Source organism: Chromohalobacter sp. 11-W, assembly GCF_029889905.1.
Lineage (GTDB): Bacteria > Pseudomonadota > Gammaproteobacteria > Pseudomonadales > Halomonadaceae > Chromohalobacter.
The window spans coordinates 24,357-43,452 of sequence record NZ_JARANZ010000007.1 but is presented as its reverse complement, the minus strand read 5'-3'; the positions used below and the strand labels follow the sequence as shown (position 1 = coordinate 43,452).

The window sequence follows — 19,096 nt, the reverse complement described above, 5'->3', positions numbered from 1 at the left end:
AACGAGTTTTAATCATGGCGCCAATAGCGAACAGGCAAGACGACCCATGGAACTAAGAGAGTGGCTAATCATCCTGGGGCTGGTACTGGTGACGACCATCGTGATCGACGGTGTGCGTCGGCTCCAGCGCCAGCGCCGCGTCCCGCGCCTCGACCAGGCAACGAATAGTCGGGGATCCGAGGGCTGGGACGCCGAGGAAGAGGATCCGGAAAAAGCGGCCCGTGAGGCTGAGGTCCGGCGGGAATTGCCCAATGGAGGTGCGCGTGTCGTGCGTAATGCCACCTTCGATCGTAGCGAGGAGCGTGAACCGGTACGACCGGAATCGCCCTTGCGCCAGGAGCGAATTCCTGAAGAAAAGCTCAAGCCCAGCGTGTTCAAGCGTGGCCGAGACCATGCTTATAAGGACAATGCTCATGAGGGCAATGCGCAACGGGACCGGGATGATGCTCCGGAAGGTAAGCGTTCCGGCATGCAGGGCATGAAGGATGCCGTACGCGCGGGGGCTCAGCGTATGAGTGCCTCGGCCCAGCGCTTCACGGCGCCTCGTGACTACGATGACGAGCATCTGACTGATGACGAGCATCCACATCACGAGCCGACGCTTGGGTCCTCATCGGCGCGAGAGCCTGCGCCCGACTCGGCCCGCGCCGATGCGGGGCGTCCGGCAATGGACGAGGCGCCGCGTCGGCGCGAGGAAGCGTCCACGCGACGGGCAATGCCTGACGAGCCACCGGCGGTCAGTGCCTCGGACGAAGAGGCCGAGGTATCCTCGCAGTCAGCGTCTGTCGAGGAGCCAGCGCGTGCTGAGGAGTCTGTGCGTGCCGAGGAACATACGGCGCATCGCGAGGTGGTCACCGATCATCCGGCGATAGAGCGTGCCAAGCGTAATCCGGTACATGCCGATCGCGCACGCGAGGCCTTGTCCGACGCCGAAGAAGTCATCGTCATCAGCGTGCTGTCACGCGATGAGGCAGGTTTCCAAGGCCCGGACCTGCTCAATCTGATGCTGGCCTGCGGGTTGCGGTACTGTCATGAGATGGGGGTTTTCCACCGTTTCGAGACCGAGTCGGACGCCAGCGCCTTGCAGTTCACGATGGTCAATGTGCTCAAACCGGGCGTGTTCGATCTCGATGACATGGACGAGTTCGCGACGCCGGGTGTGACGTTCTTGATGCCGTTGCCTAGCGCGCATGACAGCGCGGCGGCGTTCGAGGCCATGTTCGAAACTGCCATGGTGCTGGTACGCAATCTCAGCGGCGAGCTGAAGGACGAAAACCGTAGCGTGATGACTGCGCAGACGGTGGAATTCGCTCGTCAGCGCGTGCAGGAATTCGAGCGCCGCCATCGCCTGCATCGCTATCAGGCGAATTGAGAGCGTTAGCATCGCGATTCTTGCCTGTTCTCGCTGATGCTTGTTCTTTAGGACGGCCGCTCTTGAAAACTAGCGGGGCCCTTCGGGGCCTCGTTTTTTTATGCATGTCGATGGCCGTTGTCATGGTGTCGTGCGATTAGCCGTGAGGAGCCCTTGCAGGGCGTTGGTATCCAGGCAGCGGTAGGTGAACGAGGGGCGTCCTACCTGCCCGTAGTGGAAAGACTCGCCGAGGTAGCCGTGCTCGGTCAGGTATTTCAAATATTTGCGCACCGAGACGCGGGACATGCCGGTGGCCGGGATCAGGCTTTCGGTAGTGAAGGTTTCCTCGTCGAGGCTCAGGATGGCCTGAGCGATTTGCGCCAATGAGGGTGTCGTCAGCCCCTTGGGCAACCCATCGCTACGCGTCTGGTGTGGCCTGGCGGGCTGGAAGAGCCGGTCGAGGTCGCGTTGATCGGCTTGTTCGGGGAGGCGCTCGAGGGTGGCACGCACGCGACGGCAGGCATCGACAGCGACCTTGAAGCGCTCGAAGTCGAAGGGTTTGACCAGATAATCGCGCACGCCGAGGCGTCTCGCGGCGCGCACGGTCTCGGTCTCGTTGGCGGCGGTGATCAGGATGACATCGATGTCGCGGCCCAGCCGCTGCAGGTAACGGACGATTTCCAGCCCGTTGCGGCCGTGAAGATAGACGTCGAGCAGGATGACGTCGACGGCGTCGCGCTCCAGCACGTCCAGGGCACCGGGGACATCGCCGCATTGCGCGACCAGCGCGACGTCCTCGAGTCGGTTGAGGTATTCGACGTTGAGGCGCATGACCATGGGATCATCCTCGACGATGAGTACTTGCAGTGGCGTATCGCTCATGCCGGCGTTCTCATTGCTCGCTCAATTCTCGGTGGTGGACGAAACGGGATAAGGCAGGGCGACCTCGATCAAGGTGCCTCGCCCGGGCTCGGAATACAGCGCCAGGGTACCGTCATGCGCTTCGACATGCTCGCGCACCATCGCGAGCCCGAGGCCGCGTTGACGTCCCTTGGACGAAGTGCCGCTGGCGAAGACGTGTGCCTGCATGGCCTCGGGGATGCCGGGGCCGGTGTCCTGTACATGCAAAGACAACAAATCGGTGTCGACGCCCATGGTCAGCGTGACCTGGCGCTCGTGTTGCTCGTCGACGGCGTCGAAGGCGTTCTCCAGCAGATTGCCCAGCACGATGACCAGGGTGTGGATCATGTCGGGGGCTCGCGGCGCGGGGATGGTGTCCTCGACATCTACCGTCAAGGTAATGTCGCGCTCGCGGGCCTCGCTCTGCTTGCCGAGCAGAAAGCCTGCCAGCACCGGCTCGCCGATGCCTTCGACCAGCGCCGCGCCTGGCGCTACTTGGTGGTTCGCTACGTCGCGCAGGTAGCGCGCCAGGTCGGGGTAGGCCTCGAGCTGCACTAGGCCGAGCATGACGTGCAGCTTGTTCTTGAACTCGTGCGTCGCCGCACGTAGGGCTTCGGCGTAACGTCGGACACCAGTCAATTCCTCGGCGAGTAGGCGCACTTCGCTCTTGTCACGGAAGGTGGCCACCGCCCCGATTACTTGGCCCTGATGGCGAATCGGCATGCGATTGGCGAGCAGCGCCTGGCCGTTGATGAAGACTTCCTGGTCGAGCGAAGCCTCGCCGCTTTGCAGTACATCCGGCAGCCCGCTCTGTGGCAGGTAATCGGTGATTGGCGTACCCAGCGCCGGCACTTCAAGGCCCGCTTGGTCTAGCAGTGAGCAGGCGGCGGCGTTGGTCAGGGTAATACGCCCGGCGACATCCACCGCGAGAATACCTTCGTGCACCGAGCCGAGAATCGCCTGGCGTTCTTCCACCAAGCGCGTGATCTGGTGCGGCTCTAGGCCCATCAGCACACGCTTGATGTAACGTGCCAGCCAACTGGCACCGAGGGTGCCAAGAATCATCAAGAGCGCGATGCCCAGCACCATGTGCAGGCGGTTATCGGCCAGGCGGGCGCCCAGCGTATCCAGTGTCACCCCCACCGAGACGGCGCCGATCACTTCGCCGGTCGCGTTGCGTACCGGGGCAAAGCCGCGAATGCTGACGCCCAGGGTACCCTCGGCCCGCGAGGCATAATGCTCGCCCTGCAGTGCCGGGCCTTCGTCGCCACCCTGGAAATGCTCGCCGATACGCGTTGGATCGGGGTGCGTGAGACGAATGGCATGGGGATTCATGACCACGATGAAATCCACGTCCAGACGCTGGCGCAAGGCGTCTATCTCCCGTTGTACGTCGCTATCGGTGGCAAAGTCGCGCTTTTCTCCTGACTCCTGCAGCACATTGACGACACGCCGTCGCGACGCCACGACCTGGGCGATATCGGTGACGCGAGCCGCCTGGGCGTCTTCCTGTGTGTCGCGCAGGGTGGCATCGAACATCCACAACGCCACGCCCAGCGTAACGATCACCGTCGAGGCAACGAGTAGCGAGATCAGCACATTGAGACGAACAGTCGGCAAGCGGGGCATGCGCATCGGGCCATATAAGGTGATTTTCGACCTTGGTGTAATACCCAAGCGTGACGTGCTATGCCGGATACAAGGTCGTCGTTTTCAATAATTTCAAAACGCTTTAATAAGTTGGCAAAGCTTGGTTCACGGCACGTGCGGCTTATCCTCGGCGGCGTTCACGTTCTCCGCCCGCGCGGGCGGATTCCAACACATGGGAGCACGCCAATGAATACCAGTGCCGCTACACAAAGCCTGGACGATACCCAGCACGCTTCGAGCGCGCTGGGTACGTTGCGCATCTTCGGCATGCCACTGCCGGTCTTTTTCATCGCTTTCGCCGTCATGGTCGTGGCCATGCTCACCGACACGCTGCCTAGCGGCATGATTGGTGCCTTGCTGGTCATGATGATACTCGGTGAACTCTTAGGCTTCATCGGTGATCGCCTGCCGATCATCAAGTCCTACCTGGGCGGTGGTGCGATCTTGGCCATTTTCGGCGCGGCCGCATTGGTCTATGTGGGCTGGCTGCCTGCCGGTATCACCGATAATGTCACCACCTTCATGAAAAGCGGTGGCTTCCTCAACTTCTACATTGCCGCTTTGATCACCGGCAGTATCCTGGGTATGGATTCCAAGGTGCTGGTCAAGGTCGGATCGCGCTATGCGCTGCCCTTGCTCTGCGCGGTGTTCTTCGCGGGCTTGTTCGCAGTGATCGTCGGCGCCGTGATGGGTTTCTCGATGCAGGATGCCTTGGTGGTGATTACCCTGCCGATTCTCGGTGGTGGCATGGGCGCGGGCGCGGTGCCCATGAGCCAGATCTATGAGCAGCTTCTCGGTCAGCCGGCGAGCTACTACATCTCGATTCTGGTGCCGGCGCTGGCGTTGGGTAACGTCTTCGCGATCATCATCGCGGGTCTGCTCAATGGCCTAGCCAAGCGCTTCCCGAAACTGACGGGCAACGGACAGATGATGCCGGGCGTGGAAATCGAGGAGCGCAAGAGCACCTTCGACCTTTCCAAGCTGGGTATCGGTGTCGTCGCCGCGCTGACGTTCTTCACCGCCGGGCAGATTCTGGGTAGCTTCATCCCGCTGCATCCCTATGCGCTGATGATCATCCTGGTGGCGGTGCTCAAGATCGCCAACGTGGTACCGGAGAGCATCAATGAGTCCGCCTCGCAGTGGTTCCAGTTCGTCGCCAAGAACTGGACCTTCGCACTGCTGTTCGGGATCGGCATCGCCTATACCGATCTCGGCCAGGTGATCGATGCCATTACGCCGACCTATGTGATGATCGTACTCGCCGTAGTGGCCGGGGCTGCCTTCGGCGCCGGGCTGGTCGGCAAGCTGGTGGGCTTCTATCCCGTCGAGTCGGCGATCACCGCGGGGCTGTGCATGGCCAATATGGGCGGTACCGGCGACGTCGCGGTGCTCTCCGCCGCCAAGCGCATGCAACTGATGCCTTTCGCGCAGATCTCCTCGCGTCTGGGGGGCGCCTTGATCCTGCTGATCTCCAGCATCCTCGTGCCGATGTTCTTTACTTGACGCGTTCTTCACCGGATTCGGCATCCGACGAAACGATCAACGGCGCCCCGGGGAGGGCGCCGTTGTCGTTTTACGCTAGGCACACGGGAGGCGACTCAGCCTTCTTCCTCGTCGTCGGCTAGCTGGCGTCCGAACGCATGCCATTGAGCCAGCGTCATGACCTCGGTGGTCTCCGTTTGCAGGTCATGGGCGATCAGTAACTCACCGCGCTCGAGCTGGCCTTTGAGCTCACGTACCCAGGCCGTCATGCCTTCGCCTTCATCGGTGGTGTCGTAGCCTTCGCGGGTGACGAAACCCTCCAGCAACGCATCCAGTGTGTCGGCCGGCAGCATGCGGTAGGGCACTTCGATGAAACGTCCGCTCATTGGTTTTCCTCCGCGTTTTCCCACTCGGCGAGTCGTTGCAGGAACTCACGCTCGTCGATGACCTCCACGCCCAGGTTCTGGGCCTTCTCCAGCTTGCTGCCCGCTGCCTCGCCAGCGACCACGCCGGCGGTCTTCTTGGAGACGCTGCCTGAGACCTTGGCGCCGAGCGCCTGTAGGCGCGCCTTGCCGTCATCGCGGGTCATGCTTTCCAGGGTACCGGTCAGCACCCAGGTCTGGCCGGCGAGCGGCTGGGGACGGCCGGCGATCTCGACCTCCTCCCACGTGACGCCGACCCCCTGAAGGTCTTCGAGCGTTTCCTGGTTGTGGGGCTGACGGAAGAAGGTGTGAATATGCCGGGCGACGACCGGCCCCACGTCCTCGACCGCTTCCAGCGCCTCCAGGGACGCCTCCGACAAGGCCTGCAGCGAGCCGAAGTGGCGTGCCAGGCTCGCGGCGGTGGCCTCGCCCACTTCACGGATGCCGACGGCGTAGATGAAACGCGCCAGCGTGGTGCGCTTGGCGGCTTCCAGCGCGTTGACCAGGTTGTTGGCGGACTTTTCCGCCAGCCGGGGCAGTTCGGCAAGCCGCTCGGCCTCGAGCCGGAACAGGTCCGCCGGTGTCTTGACCCATTCGCGCTCGACCAGCAGGTCGATCAGCTTCTCGCCCAGGCCGTCGATATCCAGCGCACGGCGGCTGGCGAAGTGCTTCAGCGCCTCCTTGCGCTGGGCCGGGCAGAACAGCCCGCCGGAGCAGCGCGCCGCGACCTCGCCTTCGAGGCGCTCGGTCTGCGAGCCGCATACCGGGCAGTGCTCGGGCATCTCGATGGCGCGTGTCGTGGCCGGTCGCTGCGACTCGACGACCCCTACGATCTGGGGGATGACGTCGCCGGCGCGCCGTACGATGACGGTGTCTCCGATGCGCACGCCCAGGCGTTCGATCTCGTCCATGTTGTGCAAGGTGGCATTGGCGACGGTGACACCGGCCACCTGGACCGGCTCGAGCTTGGCCACCGGCGTCAGTGTGCCGACACGGCCCACCTGGAAGACCACGTCGTTGAGCGTGGTGGTCTGCTCCTGAGCGGGGTACTTGTAGGCGATGGCCCAGCGCGGCGCTCGCGAGACGAAGCCCAACTCGCGCTGATCGCGCAGGCTATCGACCTTGAGCACGGCGCCGTCGATGTCGTAGTCGAGGCCTTCGCGCTGCTCGCCCAACCGATGGCAAAAGTCGATCACGCCGCGCTCGCCCTTGACCACGTCGAGCAATGGGCTGGTGCGAAAGCCCAGCGTTCGCAGGCGCTTGAGATAATCGGAATGCGAGTGCGCGTCATCCTCGCCCTCGAGCCGGGCGACCTGATAGGCGCAGAACTCCAGCGGCCGCGCGGCGGCAATCGAGGAATCCAACTGGCGCAGGCTGCCGGCGGCGGCGTTGCGCGGGTTGGCGAATACCTTGTCGCCGTTTTCGCGGGCGCGAGCGTTGAGCGCCTCGAACCCCGAGTGGCGCATATAGACCTCGCCGCGCACCTCGATCAGCGGTGGAATCGAGTCGCCGCGCAACTTGAGCGGGATCGAGCGGATGGTGCGCAGATTGAGCGTGACGTCTTCTCCGGTACGCCCGTCACCGCGCGTGGCGCCCTGGACCAGTCGTCCGTTCTCATAGACCAGCGCCACCGCCAGGCCGTCGAGCTTGGGTTCGCAGCAAAACGTGAGCGTGTCGCCGTCGCACTCGAGCTTGTCCGCGACGCGCTTGACGAAGGCCGCCAGCTCCGCGTCGTCGAAGGCGTTGTCCAGCGATAGCATGGGGACGGCATGAGTCACTTCCTCGAAACGCTCGGCGGGGGCCGCCCCGACGCGCTGCGTGGGGGAATTCGGCGTCTTCAGCTCGGGGTGCTCGGCCTCGAGTGACTGCAGTTCGCGCAGCAGGGCATCGTACTCCGCGTCGGTGATCTGTGGATCGTCCTCGACATAGTACTGATGGTTGGCGTCTTCCAACTGCTGGCGCAGGGCATCGGCCCGTTCACGGGTCGCTGGGGAAATCTGGCTCATGGTGTCTCGGTGGTGTTCGGTGACGTCGGGGGTTCGTCGCGCACGGGTGATGCCGACAGTGTAGCGTTTCCCCGGATGATATCGGCAATCAGACGTCTACCGGGGTGTAGATGATCGGCGAGCTCGCGCTCCAGCGGCAGGGGTTCGTCGCACAATCGCGAGGCGATGACCTCGGCACAAAGCGGCGCGCTGGCCAGTCCTCGCGAGCCATGCGCGGCACTGATCCATAAGCCGGGGTGATGCTGTCCTGGCGTATCGGGTATGCGGCGTGCATCGCTGCCGAGCACGGCGTAGTCGTCGACCCAGGCCTCGCGCACGGGTACCGGACCGGCATAGGGCGACTTGTCCGGACTGGCGGCGCGTAGGCTGACGCGCGCCTCGCAGGCCGCGGGGTCGAGCGTGGCACCAGCGGCGCGTAGCGCCTCGGCGAAGGCGGGCAGGGTGGCCTCGAATTCGGCCAGATTGCGGGCGTGGTCGGCCGCACGCGGCGTGGTATCGGTATCACCGGGGGCAAACGTCGCTCCCAGGCTCAGAACACCGTCCAGGGCCGGGGAGACATAGCCTCCCGCGCAGACCACGCGGGCCAGCGTTGGAGCGTCGGGCGGCACCGGCAGATGGGTGAGCTGGCCACGAATGGGCTGGAGTGGAAGCCCCGCCAGTGGCCCCAGCGTGGGGGCCTCATGGGCGGTGGCGACGACCACTTGATCGGCCTCGAGCGCCGTGCCGTCGGCTAGGGCGATGCGCCACCCGGCGTCGTCTGCGTCGCGCTCGAGCGTGCGTGCTTCGCCTTGATGGAAGGTGATCCCCGAGTGGGCGGCCAGGTGGCGGCAGAGCGCATCGGGACGCACCCAGCCGGCCTGGGGATAAGCCAGTCCCGAGGTGTTAAGAGGCGTCTCGGCGGCGCGACTCGCGGCGGCTTGATCGACGCCCCGGACCACGCTCTCGGGCAGCCTGTGATGCTCGAGAAAGCGCTGCTGGCGTTTGGCTTCCTTGGCGTCGGGGGCGAGTTGCAGCACGCCGCAGTCGCTCCACAGTTGGCGACGCTCGGGGTCGAGCGTCGCCAGCCAGCGCCGAGTATGCAGCAAGCCGGCGAGGTAGACGCGGCTTTGCGAATTGGTTTCGGCGGCCAATTTGACGTAAAGCGCCCCCTGACGATTGCCGGAAGCGCCCGCACCGGTGTGGTCACGTTCGAGTAGCGTGACGCGAACACCGCGCCGCGCCAGGGCGGCGGCCACGCTGGTGCCGGCGAGCCCCGCGCCGATGACCACCACATGCCGCGCGGGGGCGACTTCGGGCGGTGTGTACCAAGGCGTTGTCGCGCGCCGTGTGTCATGCGGCGGCTCGGCGATTTCGCCGCACAGCATCTCGCGCTTGCGTCCGTAGCCCGGTGCCTTGCGCCAGGCGAAACCGGCGGCGCGCAGGCCGCGCTTGACCACGCCGGCGCAGGTGAAGGTGGCGAAGCTCGCCCCCGGGCGACTGACGGTGGCCATGGCCTCGTAAAGCGCCGCTTGCCACATGTCTGGGTTGTTGGCCGGCGAGAAGCCATCCAGAAACCAGGCGTCCACACGGCCATCGAGGCGCGTCAGCCGCTCGGCGGCGTCGCCGAAGTGCAGGTCCAGGGTGACGCGCTCGGAAAGCCATAGTCGGTGTACACCGCTGAGCGGTTCAGGCCATTGATCGATCAGCGGGCGAGCATGCGCGGCCAGCTCGGGCCAGATCGCCAGTGCTCGCGCCAGCGCGTCGCGCGGCAGAGGATACTTCTCGGTGGAGACAAGGTGCAGCCGCGCCTCGGCGGAGGCGTATTGCTCGAAACACATCCAGGCGCAGAGCATATTGAGGCCGGTGCCGAAGCCGGTTTCGCCGATCACGAAGGGACGCGCTTCCCGCCACGCGGCGAAGCGTTCGGGCAGGCGATTGCCCTCGATGAAGACATGCGTCGTCTCGGCGCGGCCGTCGTGACGCGAGAAATACACATCGTCGTAGACGCTGGAATAGGGCGCGTCGCTGACATCGTCGGCGCGCCATTCCAGATCGGGGGCGCTTAGTGCGGTCAGTGGCGGCAAGGGAGACGGAGGCGGCGACATGGCTCTCGGCAAGGACGTGGAAGCTGGTTAAAAATTGATCGAAATTGGCAAGGCGGCGTGACGACCGCTATCGAAGAAGGCGTCCGCCGCCTTTTAACAGTGTTATCCACACCTGGTGTGCATAAAGACTCGGGCGTCCGGGTGTGGATAAACGCGTTACGGTAATACCTTCTTGAACGGCTTGACCGTGACCTTGGAGTAAACGCCGGCGATCACGAAGGGATCGGCGTCGGCCCAGGCCTGGGCCTCTTGCTGGCTGTCGAACTCGGCGATCACCACGCTGCCGGTGAAGCCGGCCTCGCCCGGGTCGTTGGCATCCACGGCGGGGCTGGGCCCGGCGAGCACCAGGCGCCCTTCGTCACGGAGTTTCTCGAGACGCGCCAGATGATCGGGACGTGCCGCCTTGCGGCGTTCGAGGCTGTCTTGCACATCGTCACTAACGATCGAGTAAAGCATTAGACGTCATCCTTCTGATGGTCGTTTTGCGAAAGCGTATCGCGGGGCATGTGACGGGCCAGATAAATGCCCTGGCCGATCACGAACAACAGGGTCAGCCCCAGCATGCCGAACAGCTTGAAGTTGACCCAAGTGGCCTCGTCGTAGGTCTTGAAGACATACACATTGATCGCGCCCAGTGCAATGAAGAAGAGCGCCCAGGCGAGGTTGAGGCGTCGCCAGGTGGCGGCGGGGAGCGTGATGGCCTTGCCCATCATGCGCTCCACGAGGGTCTTGCCACCGAACAGCGGTGCGACCAGAAACGCGAAGGCGAACAGCCAGTTGACCACGGTCGGCTTCCATTGGATGAACGCCGCGTTGTGAAACAGCACGGTCGCCCCGCCCATGACGACGACCAGTACCAGGGTCACCAACTGCATCTTTTCCACACGGCGGTAGCGCCACCACATGAAGGCGACCTGCAGCAGCGTGGCGGGAATCAGCACCAGCGTGGCGAGCAGAATATCGCCGCTGAAGTGATACACCGCGAAAAACAATACGATGGGCAGGAAATCCAAGAACATTTTCATCGGCGAGCATCCTGTGAGGTGCCGGCGCGGCACGGGAATTGACCCACTGCAGCGCAAGCGAGCACTATAGCGAGCCTATTCTGACAAAGACGCCGCACCGCGTCATGCCCATGAGCCAACCCTTAGCACCCCTGCCCGATACCTTCGATGCCGATCTTGGCCTCGATCTGCACATGCATTCGACCGCCTCCGATGGCGCGCTATCGCCACAAGCGTTGACCGACGCCTGCCACGCCAAGGGCGTCACGCGTTTTTCCCTGACCGATCATGACACCGTGGCCGGTGTTGCCGAGGCTCAGCGCCATGCTGAAAGTTTGGGTATGCGTTGCCTGGCGGGAAGCGAGTTATCCACATTGTGGCGCGGTATCGGCATTCACGTGGTGGCGTTGTTGCCCGAGGGTGCCAGTGGCGCCTTGGTGCCCGGGCTCGAGGCGCAAGCGCAGGCCCGTGTGGCACGCGCCGAGGAAATCGCCCGACGCCTTGAGAAAATCGGCCTCGATGACGCCTTGGCACGCGCCCGCGAACAGGCCGGCAGCGAGCGGCCCCTGGGGCGGCCGGATTTCGCCAAGGCCTTGGTGGCGGCGGACGTGGTGCCGGACATGCCGACGGCCTTCAAGAAGTATCTGGGCGCCGGCAAGCCCGGTGACGTTAAAACCCATTGGCCGTATCTCAGTGAGGTGGTCGACTGGATTCGCGACAGTCAGGGCATCGCGGTGCTGGCGCATCCGCTGCGCTATCGCCTCACGCATCGCAAGCGCAGCCAACTACTGGACAGCTTCCGCGAAGCCGGTGGGGAAGCCGCTGAATTGATCAGCGGCCATCAGAACGCCGACGTGGGGCGCGACCTGGCCCGCCAGCTCGAAGCGCGCGATCTCATGGGATCGCAGGGCAGCGATTTTCACTATCCGGGCGGGCCGCTGGCACCGGGCGTGATGAGTGCGCCGCCACGTTGTTCGGTGACGCCGGTGTGGCGTCATCCCAGGCTTGCGAGATTCGCCGCGTAAGGTTAGGGCCTGTTGTCGTTTCAGGCACGGCCGCGCCGGAGCCAGTTTTTGTGCGGGGCAAGGCATGAGGAGAGATATTTGGTAGTTCCAAATGAACGACGAATAACGCAGCACCGTGCAAAAACTGGACCGGCCCTTCGGGTTGCGCGGCAAATGGCGCCATGCGGCGTTGCGGGATTGGAAAAGGGAACCACCCTTTCCTGCATCCCGCGCCTTGCCTGGCGCCATTTGGCGCAGCAACGCGGTTCGCGCCGAAACGGCAACAGGCCCTATGCTGGGCACGAGGCACGCCGGGCGGCCCAGCGCATTCGCTACTCAGCACGTTCGGCCCTCGGTTCATCCGGTTCGTTCTTCCGGTCCAAGGAGGCAGGTATGACCCAGTTCTTTCAGATTCATCCCGACAACCCGCAGAAACGTCTCATCGATCAGACGATCTCGTTGTTGCGCGGTGGCGGTGTGATCGCTTATCCGACCGATTCCGGCTATGCGCTCGGTTGCTGCCTGGGCGAGAAAAAAGCCATCGAGAAGATCAAGTGGCTGCGCTCGCTGGATGACAAGCACAACTTCACGCTGGTGTGTTCCGACCTGTCCGAGATTGGCACTTACGCCAAGGTCGATAACGACGTGTTCCGCCTGCTCAAGGCGCATACGCCGGGGCCGTATACCTTCATTCTCAATGCCACCAACGAGGTGCCGCGTCTGCTGTTGCATCCCAAGCGGCGCTCCATCGGTGTTCGCGTGCCGGATCATCGCATCAGCCATGCGTTGCTCGCGGCGCTGGGCGAGCCGTTGATGAGCGTGACGCTGATTCCCGTCGACGACGATCTACCCATGACTGATCCCGAGGCGATCCGCGAACGTTTCGGCGCGCATCTCGATGCGGTCATCGATGGCGGCGCCTGCCACCTGGACCCGACCACGGTGGTCGATATGCGCGAGATGCCGCCTACTGTCGTCCGTGAAGGGCGCGGCGACACGGCGCCGTTCCAGTAAGCACGGGGACAAGGTGGAAAGCTGCGGTGACAAGCCTTCGCGAGGGCGCTATGAACCCTTCCTTGGGCGCTACATTCGTCATCCATGACGAATGACCCTCGCGCCGGCTTGTCACCGGCATGGCTCTCACGAAACGACACCGGTTTCAGCGCCCCGCCTGTGAGGCGCCATCTGCGTCGTCTTTCAGGCGGGGATCCTGGGTGTCTTCGTCGAGCCAAGTGCCGCATTTGCGACAATATTTGGCGTCGCGCTCATGTCCTTCGTGCCCGCAGCCGGGGCAGGCTTCTTCGGAGTAGCGTTCTGCATGGATCGAGCGGATCACTTCCGCCGAGAAGACGCCGGTGGGCACGGCGATGATCGAGTACCCCAGGATCATCATGCACGCCGAGATGAACTGGCCGAGCGGGGTGATCGGTGCGATGTCGCCGTAGCCCACCGTGGTCAGCGTGACGACGCCCCAGTACATGGCCCGTGGCATGCTGGTGAACCCGGCTTCGGGGGGCTCGATCATGTAGATCAGGGTGCCGAAGACGGTGACGACCAGCAGCACCGTGAATAGAAACAGCATGATCTTGCGGTAACTGCGCGAAAGCGCCTGCGTCAGCATGCGGCCTTCACCGACGAATTCCATCAGCCGCAACACGCGAAAGACGCGTAACGCACGTAGCACGCGCACCACGAGAAGCGACTGGGCGCCGGGTATCAGCAGGCTGAGCCAGGTGGGCAGGATGGAGAGTAGATCGACGATGCCATAGAAGCTCTTCAAGTAGCGCAGTGGGCGTTCCAGGCAATAAAGCCGTACCGCCAGCTCCAATGTGAAAAGCAGCGTGAAGCCCCATTCGAGAAGATAGAGCGCCCTGCCGAAGCGAGCGTGAAGGCTCGGCACGCTGTCCACGAATACCACCGCCACGCTGAGTAGAATCAGCGTGATGAGAACGATGTCGAAGATCTTCGCGGCCCTTGTATCGGACTCGAAGATGATGTGGAACAGCGTCTTGCGTAGGCCGCTGTTGGCGGGTTCGAAAGGCAGCGTCAAAGGTCGATCTCCTGCGTTGCGTCAGGCGGTGGCGTGGTGCCAGGCGGCGAGCCAGTCGCGGCTCATTTCGGGAGTGAGCCACGTGTCGGGATGCGCGTCGTCGGCGTCGCGCAAGGCGCTCGCCAGGCGTTGGGCGGCGTTGCCGCCAAGTGCGTCAAAATGGCGGCCGGCTCGATGACGGTAGTCCGCGTGCCCCGTGTCCTGCCAGGCATCCAGCGCCTCGAGCGCTGCGTTCCAGTGACTCTGGGCGTCTGCGGCGTTGTCGGGGAGCGTCCAGCCGTCATGCAGGGCGGCGCCGCGCTGGGCCTTGCTGGCATTGGCGGGGCGGAGTGCTACGCCATCCGCGAGGGAGGCAGCCAGTTGCCACAGGGCCTCGGCGCTACCTGCCTTGAGCTCGAGCTCCAACTCGCGGATCGGGACCTGCCGGCCGCCGGCATGAATGGTGCCGATATCCAGCGCCACCTCGATGGTGGCGTCTGCCTCGATGACGTCCCAGCGCTCGCGGGTGAAGTCGGTGGTGAAGCGCGGAACGAGTTGGGCGAGATCCGCTTCGTCGATGGTGTCCGGTGCGTGCTGGCGGATGCCCTCGATGTCCAGTTCGTCGCCATCGATCGGCCATTCCCATTCACCGCGTGCGTGCAGGCCGCCCTGGCCGCTGCCTGCCGTCTTGAGCGTCTGCAGGTAACCGTCGGGTGTGCGGCGAATGCGCAAAGCGATACGCGCGCGCTCCAGGGCGCGCCCCGGCGTGTCGTAATACGTGTTGGCGAGCCACGCACGCACCATGCTGTGGTTCGCGAGTCGCGGATGCTGGCGCAGCGCATGGGGGCCGCTGGCGCCGAGGGCGAGCTTGAGTTCGATTTCCTGAGCCATGCCTGTCCTTGTGCGTTGATGACAAGAGGGTGAATTTTCCATGACGAGAAGGGGTGCAGTCACTATACTGACGCCGCCATTCCCAACGCATCGAATCTGACATTATGGTGACTTCCAATCCGTTCTCGGCATTGTTCGGGCGCTCGCCTTTCGAGCCCTTGCTCGCGCATATCGTCAAGACAAGCGAATGCGCCGAGCGACTCCTGCCATTTTTCGATGCCACGCAGGCGGGCAACTGGGACGACGCCGCCACGCATCGAGAAGTGATCACCGAGCTCGAGCACGAGGCCGATACGCTCAAGACCGAATTGCGTCTCAACCTTCCTAACAGCATGTTCCTGCCGGTCTCGCGTTCCGACCTGCTGGAGCTGATCAGCGTACAGGATAAGATCGCCAACAAGGCGCGCGATATCACTGGCATCATGCTGGGCCGCCAGATGCAGGTGCCAGAATCGCTGGCGCCTTCGATGCGCGCTTATCTCGAAACCGCGATCGCGACCGTTGGCCAGGCGCGCAAGGCGCTCGAAGAGCTCCAGGAGCTGCTCGATTCCGGCTTTGGGCGTAACGTCGGCGATCTCATGCAGGATTTTATCCGCGAGCTTCATGACCTCGAGCATCAGGCCGACGACCAGCAAGTGCTTATTCGTCGCCAGCTCTTCCAGCTGGAGGCCGAGTTGCCGCCGGTCGATGTGATCTTTCTTTATAAGATCATCGAATGGATCGGTGAGCTGTCCGATCGCGCCGAGCGCGTCGGCAGCCGTCTCCAAATTCTCACGGCCCGCTGAACGCGGGCCGTGTGATTTTCCGTCTCACGCCAGCCAGATAGAACTTGCCTATGTCCATCATTGCGCAGTACGGCGATGTCTTCATTATTCTCGCCTGCATTTTCGGTTTCTTCATGGCCTGGGGGGTAGGGGCCAACGATGTGGCCAATGCCATGGGAACCTCCGTGGGGTCCAAGGCCATTACCATCCGTCAGGCGATTCTCATCGCCGTGGTGTTCGAATTTCTCGGGGCATGGCTGGCGGGGGGCCAGGTCACCGACACTATACGCAAAGGGATCATCGACCCCAGTTTGCTCTCCGATGACCCGCAGTTGCTGGTCTACGGCATGCTGGCCTCGTTGCTGGCCGCGGGCGTGTGGCTATTCATCGCCTCCATGCGCGGCTGGCCGGTGTCTACCACGCACTCCATCGTCGGGGCCATTGTCGGTTTCGCCGTCGCCGGGCTGGGCGTCGACTCCGTCGGTTGGCCCAAGGTCGGTCAGATCGCGGCAAGCTGGGTGGTGTCGCCGCTGTTGGCGGGGTCCATCGCCTTCGCGTTGTTCAAGTCGGTACAGTTTCTCATCTTCGAGAACAGTGATCCCTTCGCGGCGGCCAAACGCTATGTGCCCGGTTATATCTTCATGGTCGGCTTCATCGTGGCGATGGTCACCCTGGTCAAGGGGCTCTCCCATATCGGGCTGGATATGAGCTTTGGTGACAGCCTGTTGGTGGCGATCGGGATCGGCTTGGTAGTGATGGTCGTCGGCATCCTGATGGAAAATCGCGTCGACCGCGCCAAACGCAAGCGCGGCAGCTCGGCGTTCGATTTCAACAGCGTCGAGCGCGTGTTCGGCGTGCTGATGATGTTTACCGCCTGTGCCATGGCGTTCGCGCATGGCTCCAACGATGTCGCCAATGCCGTGGGGCCGCTGGCGGCGGTCATCAGCGTCGTCGAGTCGAACGGCGACGTCGGTGGGGCCGCCGCATTGCCGTGGTGGGTGCTGGTGCTGGGCGGCGGCGGTATCGTCGTCGGCTTGATCACCTATGGCCACAAAGTCATCGCCACGGTGGGCACGGGAATCACCGAGCTGACGCCGAGTCGCGGGTTCGCGGCGACCCTGGCGGCGGCGACGACCGTGGTACTGGCCTCGGGAACCGGTTTGCCGGTTTCCACGACGCAGACGCTGGTCGGTGCGGTGCTCGGGGTCGGCCTGGCTCGCGGCATCACGGCGCTCAACATGCGCGTGCTGGGCACTATCGTATTGTCCTGGGTGATTACCCTGCCGGCCGGGGCGTTGCTGTCGATCATGTTCTTCTTCATGTTCAAGGGCTTTTTCGGCTGACGAGCCACGAGCGCGGGCCACGAGCTGCGAGCTAAAATACGCCTGAAGCCTGAAGCGGCGGTGCCACGAGAGTGGTGCCGCCGTTTTCGTCGCTCTGTTATAGTCAGGATTTCCCGTTCACCTGCTGCCGGAGTGCGGCCTTGGATACTCGTTTCCCCTTCGCCGATTGGTTTCGTAATTCGTCTCCGTATATCAATGCGCATCGGGGGCGTACGTTCGTGGTGCTCATCGAAGGCGAGGCATTGGCCTCCGAGCGATGGGAGCCTCTGCTTCAGGACCTGGCATTGCTGCATACCCTGGGCGTGCGCCTGGTGATGGTCTTCGGCATTCGTCCGCAGGTGGGCGAGGCGCTGGGCGAGGCGGGGATCGAGCCGCGCCGGATCGAAGGGCGTTGGGTGGCCGATGAGTCGATCATGCGCCATGTCGAACGCATCGCCGCCGAGCTGCGCCTCAAGATCGAGGCACGCCTCTCGTTGGGGTTACCCAACACGCCGCTGCATGGCGTCGAGCTGACGGTGGTCTCCGGCAATCTAGTGACCGCCAAGCCGTTGGGCGTACGCGATGGTGTCGACTTCCACCACAGCGGCGAGGTACGCCGCGTGCGCAGCCAAGCCATCGCTGAACTGCTGGCGAAGGAAACCTTGGTACTGGTGCCGCCGCTGGGATATTCGAGTACCGGCGAGGTGTTCGACCTCGACGCGGCCGATGTCGCCCAACACGTCGCCATGGGGCTGGGCGCCGACAAGCTGATTCTGCTTGGCGACGCGGCGGGGCTGCACGATGCCAGCGGCATGTTGCAGCGCCAACTTACTCCGTTGGAGGCGGACCCGTTACGGCGTCAGGCCGCGCCCGGTAGCGAGCTGGCGCGTCACCTGGGCGCGGCGTGCGAAGCGGCGCGCCATGGCGTGGCCCGCACTCACCTGCTGACGTGGCACGATCGCGACGCCTTGCTCGGCGAGCTGTTCACCCGCGACGGGGTGGGGACCATGATCACCCAGCATCGCTACGAGCAGTTGCGCCGCGCGACACTGGAAGACGTGGGCGGCTTGCTTGAATTGCTGCGCCCGCTGGAGGAGCGCGGCATGCTCGTGGCGCGCTCGCGGGAGCGGCTCGAGCATCAGATCGATGACTACTGGGTGATCGAACGCGACGGCATGATCATCGGTTGCAGTGCCATGCATGCCTACCCCGAAGCGGGTATGGGGGAACTGGCCTGTGTCGCCGTGCATGGCGATTATCGCGGTGGTGCGCGCGGCGATCTGCTCTTGGCCGAGGTCGAGCGTGAATCCCGTCGGCGTGGCTACAGCGCCTTGTTTGCCCTCACCACCCACACCACGCATTGGTTCCTCGAGCACGGTTTTCGACTCGACGGCCTGGAGGTGTTGCCGCACCTGCGGCGCGATTCCTATAACCATGCGCGCCAATCCAAGGTGTTGCTCAAACCCCTCGGTTGAACGCCAGCCCTGTGCCGCCGCTCAACGGCAAGGCTGCACCGATACTCGCCCGTCCGGCGGCTTGCAGTGTCGCTTCCATCTAATGGGTGTCTCCAAAGAGAGACGTAATAAGTATCTGTTTTTATTGATATTTCTATATATAGACGAAAGAGCGTTGGCAAGTGGCGACATTATGAGTGCCGAAATGCCCCCGATTCTCGATGTAATAGCCCGTCGTGCGGTTTTGGCCTTTAGGCTATGTTTTTAAGTTATTGTTTTTTAATGACTTTTAAAAAATTGGCACGACTATCGCAATATATGGGATGAGCAACGGGAAACGGTTCAATACGGCTCGAACCGTTTCTCGATCGATCAAGCCAGGGCGTTTCGACCACAACCCTGTGCGCAATGTCCCGGCTAGATTGATCAGCGTCTGCTCCACGCGATGTGTGACTTAGGTTGCGATGAGACGGGTACCGCCTACGGGCATGGAAAGGTACCAAAAGGGCAAGGATGCCCAGGCATGGATGCCACCCCTTCGGGGGCTAACTTCGCCGCGCCGCTTCTGGCGACGCGGCACACGAAACGAAGTGGCGGCTGCGCCGTCAACATGAGGGCCTTTTCCTGGCAATGTATGGACCTCATGGCTTCGTGGGCTTTCGAGCCCCTCGATCATTCTCGAGAATTCAGCCAGGTGGATGTTCGAGAGTGTTCACTTGACCCTTCAGTTCCC

General features: G+C 63.3%; 16 protein-coding genes. 7 read left to right on the top strand and 9 right to left on the bottom strand.

All coding sequences use genetic code 11. The features are described 5' to 3' along the window. Positions 1–46 precede the first annotated feature (46 nt). Positions 47–1,372 carry a cell division protein ZipA gene (gene zipA / locus OP494_RS11100; protein WP_280540806.1) on the top strand — a complete coding sequence of 442 codons (1,326 nt, stop codon included), beginning with the start codon at positions 47–49 and terminating at the stop codon, positions 1,370–1,372. Between the two features lie 120 nt (positions 1,373–1,492). On the opposite strand, the gene OP494_RS11095 is transcribed toward zipA, so the two are convergent. Together OP494_RS11095 and dcuS are read right to left on the bottom strand one after the other, a co-directional pair. Next, entirely contained in the window at positions 1,493–2,233 is a 741-nt protein-coding gene (locus OP494_RS11095; RefSeq protein WP_040239717.1) for a response regulator, read from the bottom strand. Between the two features lie 21 nt (positions 2,234–2,254). Further along, the gene (dcuS, locus tag OP494_RS11090; RefSeq protein WP_280540804.1) at positions 2,255–3,880 is read right to left on the bottom strand and encodes a DcuS/MalK family sensor histidine kinase; all 1,626 of its coding nucleotides are present in this window, start codon (positions 3,878–3,880) and stop codon (positions 2,255–2,257) included. A 207-nt stretch (positions 3,881–4,087) separates the two neighbouring features. Here dcuS and OP494_RS11085 point away from each other — a divergent pair, with 207 nt between their 5' ends. Further along, on the top strand, positions 4,088–5,404 hold the full coding sequence (locus OP494_RS11085) for a 2-hydroxycarboxylate transporter family protein (protein WP_075369495.1): 1,317 nt from the start codon (positions 4,088–4,090) through the stop codon (positions 5,402–5,404). Between the two features lie 95 nt (positions 5,405–5,499). On the opposite strand, the gene OP494_RS11080 is transcribed toward OP494_RS11085, so the two are convergent. The 5 genes from OP494_RS11080 to OP494_RS11060 form a co-directional block, all read right to left on the bottom strand. Next, positions 5,500–5,769: a YheU family protein gene (locus OP494_RS11080; RefSeq protein ID WP_040239721.1), complete on the bottom strand. Its 270-nt coding sequence runs from the start codon at positions 5,767–5,769 to the stop codon at positions 5,500–5,502. Further along, positions 5,766–7,811 carry an NAD-dependent DNA ligase LigA gene (gene ligA, locus OP494_RS11075; protein WP_280540803.1) on the bottom strand — a complete coding sequence of 682 codons (2,046 nt, stop codon included), beginning with the start codon at positions 7,809–7,811 and terminating at the stop codon, positions 5,766–5,768. The genes OP494_RS11080 and ligA overlap by 4 nt, the downstream gene beginning before the upstream one ends. Then, complete coding sequence (mnmC, locus tag OP494_RS11070) at positions 7,808–9,895, bottom strand: bifunctional tRNA (5-methylaminomethyl-2-thiouridine)(34)-methyltransferase MnmD/FAD-dependent 5-carboxymethylaminomethyl-2-thiouridine(34) oxidoreductase MnmC (RefSeq protein WP_280540802.1); 2,088 nt, start codon at positions 9,893–9,895, stop codon at positions 7,808–7,810. The genes ligA and mnmC overlap by 4 nt, the downstream gene beginning before the upstream one ends. Before the next feature lie 156 nt (positions 9,896–10,051). Then, positions 10,052–10,351, bottom strand: a complete 300-nt coding sequence (locus OP494_RS11065; protein ID WP_280540801.1) for a YciI family protein — start codon at positions 10,349–10,351, stop codon at positions 10,052–10,054. Further along, the gene (locus OP494_RS11060; RefSeq protein WP_280540799.1) at positions 10,351–10,920 is read right to left on the bottom strand and encodes a septation protein A; all 570 of its coding nucleotides are present in this window, start codon (positions 10,918–10,920) and stop codon (positions 10,351–10,353) included. The genes OP494_RS11065 and OP494_RS11060 overlap by 1 nt, the downstream gene beginning before the upstream one ends. A 110-nt stretch (positions 10,921–11,030) precedes the next feature. Between OP494_RS11060 and OP494_RS11055 the strand changes: the two genes are divergently transcribed. Next, the gene (locus tag OP494_RS11055) at positions 11,031–11,924 is read left to right on the top strand and encodes a PHP domain-containing protein (protein ID WP_280540798.1); all 894 of its coding nucleotides are present in this window, start codon (positions 11,031–11,033) and stop codon (positions 11,922–11,924) included. Positions 11,925–12,296: 372 nt separating this feature from the next. Further along, positions 12,297–12,917 carry an L-threonylcarbamoyladenylate synthase gene (locus OP494_RS11050; protein WP_246893919.1) on the top strand — a complete coding sequence of 207 codons (621 nt, stop codon included), beginning with the start codon at positions 12,297–12,299 and terminating at the stop codon, positions 12,915–12,917. Between the two features lie 145 nt (positions 12,918–13,062). Here OP494_RS11050 and OP494_RS11045 read toward each other — a convergent pair whose 3' ends face one another. Both OP494_RS11045 and OP494_RS11040 read right to left on the bottom strand, forming a co-directional pair. After that, entirely contained in the window at positions 13,063–13,953 is an 891-nt protein-coding gene (locus tag OP494_RS11045; RefSeq protein WP_280540797.1) for an ion transporter, read from the bottom strand. A 21-nt stretch (positions 13,954–13,974) separates the two neighbouring features. Next, a complete protein-coding gene (locus OP494_RS11040; protein WP_280540796.1) occupies positions 13,975–14,823 on the bottom strand; it encodes a CYTH domain-containing protein in 849 nt (282 codons plus the stop codon). Between the two features lie 104 nt (positions 14,824–14,927). Here OP494_RS11040 and OP494_RS11035 point away from each other — a divergent pair, with 104 nt between their 5' ends. From OP494_RS11035 to argA, 3 genes are all read left to right on the top strand, one after another. Continuing rightward, entirely contained in the window at positions 14,928–15,608 is a 681-nt protein-coding gene (locus OP494_RS11035) for a TIGR00153 family protein (protein WP_280540795.1), read from the top strand. A gap of 50 nt (positions 15,609–15,658) precedes the next feature. Next, positions 15,659–16,930 (top strand): inorganic phosphate transporter, encoded by a 1,272-nt coding sequence (locus OP494_RS11030; protein ID WP_280540794.1) that lies wholly within the window; start codon positions 15,659–15,661, stop codon positions 16,928–16,930. 140 nt (positions 16,931–17,070) lie between these two features. Further along, the gene (gene argA, locus OP494_RS11025) at positions 17,071–18,384 is read left to right on the top strand and encodes an amino-acid N-acetyltransferase (protein ID WP_280540792.1); all 1,314 of its coding nucleotides are present in this window, start codon (positions 17,071–17,073) and stop codon (positions 18,382–18,384) included. Positions 18,385–19,096 lie beyond the last annotated feature (712 nt).

Excerpts from the sequence above, each read along its gene's own strand:
- zipA (WP_280540806.1), top strand. The coding sequence starts at position 47 with ATGGAACTAAGAGAGTGGCTAATCATCCTGGGGCTGGTACTGGTGACG.
- OP494_RS11095 (WP_040239717.1), bottom strand. The coding sequence starts at position 2,233 with ATGAGCGATACGCCACTGCAAGTACTCATCGTCGAGGATGATCCCATG.
- dcuS (WP_280540804.1), bottom strand. The coding sequence starts at position 3,880 with ATGCCCCGCTTGCCGACTGTTCGTCTCAATGTGCTGATCTCGCTACTC.
- OP494_RS11085 (WP_075369495.1), top strand. The coding sequence starts at position 4,088 with ATGAATACCAGTGCCGCTACACAAAGCCTGGACGATACCCAGCACGCT.
- OP494_RS11080 (WP_040239721.1), bottom strand. The coding sequence starts at position 5,769 with ATGAGCGGACGTTTCATCGAAGTGCCCTACCGCATGCTGCCGGCCGAC.
- ligA (WP_280540803.1), bottom strand. The coding sequence starts at position 7,811 with ATGAGCCAGATTTCCCCAGCGACCCGTGAACGGGCCGATGCCCTGCGC.
- mnmC (WP_280540802.1), bottom strand. The coding sequence starts at position 9,895 with ATGTCGCCGCCTCCGTCTCCCTTGCCGCCACTGACCGCACTAAGCGCC.
- OP494_RS11065 (WP_280540801.1), bottom strand. The coding sequence starts at position 10,351 with ATGCTTTACTCGATCGTTAGTGACGATGTGCAAGACAGCCTCGAACGC.
- OP494_RS11060 (WP_280540799.1), bottom strand. The coding sequence starts at position 10,920 with ATGAAAATGTTCTTGGATTTCCTGCCCATCGTATTGTTTTTCGCGGTG.
- OP494_RS11055 (WP_280540798.1), top strand. The coding sequence starts at position 11,031 with ATGAGCCAACCCTTAGCACCCCTGCCCGATACCTTCGATGCCGATCTT.
- OP494_RS11050 (WP_246893919.1), top strand. The coding sequence starts at position 12,297 with ATGACCCAGTTCTTTCAGATTCATCCCGACAACCCGCAGAAACGTCTC.
- OP494_RS11040 (WP_280540796.1), bottom strand. The coding sequence starts at position 14,823 with ATGGCTCAGGAAATCGAACTCAAGCTCGCCCTCGGCGCCAGCGGCCCC.
- OP494_RS11035 (WP_280540795.1), top strand. The coding sequence starts at position 14,928 with ATGGTGACTTCCAATCCGTTCTCGGCATTGTTCGGGCGCTCGCCTTTC.
- OP494_RS11030 (WP_280540794.1), top strand. The coding sequence starts at position 15,659 with ATGTCCATCATTGCGCAGTACGGCGATGTCTTCATTATTCTCGCCTGC.